Source organism: Ileibacterium valens, from assembly GCF_001945525.1.
GTDB classification, from domain to species: Bacteria; Bacillota_I; Bacilli_A; order Erysipelotrichales; family Erysipelotrichaceae; genus Ileibacterium; species Ileibacterium valens.
The window spans coordinates 1-725 of record NZ_MPJW01000248.1 but is presented as its reverse complement, the minus strand read 5'-3'; the positions used below and the strand labels follow the sequence as shown (position 1 = coordinate 725).

At 48.4% G+C, this 725-nt stretch carries 1 protein-coding gene; it reads right to left on the bottom strand.

Annotated features, from left to right (window positions below):
- On the bottom strand, positions 1-725 hold a 725-nt coding region (locus BO222_RS11610; RefSeq protein ID WP_143357032.1), incomplete at both ends, for an IS66 family transposase zinc-finger binding domain-containing protein.

Here is a 725-nt window from a genome sequence, read left to right as displayed (position 1 = left end):
TTTGCTCGTCTGTGTCTGAGTCTGTCAAACAGAGGAGCAAAGTAAACCTGCGAAACTGAAATGATCCAGCTGCACAGAGTTCCTGAAGAAACGCTGAACATTCCCATTTCTCTGAACATCGTAATCAGAAGATTGGTGGGAATCTGATAGAGAATCTTGAAGGCGATCGCCATGGCAAGAAATGAGGAGGAAGCCCAGCTTCCGGGCAGAAGCGGCTTTGGAGCCTCGGCCTGAACGGGAGACAGTCCGCATTCACTGAGCGGAGTGTCACTGTCAGCAGCTTTTGCATGACAGTCAGGGCAGCCGTAAGTCACACCCACATACTCAATGACTCTGAGTCTGGGAAGTTCAACCTTAAGCTCGTAACGCAGATGCTTTTCTCCAAACGGAATGAGCTCATGACCACAGTATTCGCAGAACCTTTTGTCCTCATCGAGTTCTCTTACAACCTTTTCCACATCAATACCCATGCGTTCAATCATTTCTTTCAGCGTCGATTTGGGCTTTCTGGTTCGGTTCTTCTTAACAGGCCGATGAGTGTTCAGCTTTTTGGAAGAGTCGGATTCAGGAGCGGAACCAGAAGAAGGAGTGGAGTCAGAATCATTACTGTCGTCATCATCTTTCTTCTTGTTGTCACTGGAACGTTTCTCCGATTTCTTTGCGTAGCGCTGAGCCGCCATCAGAGTGATCTGCTCAGTCAGAGAAGCGATCGTTGTATTGGCTGC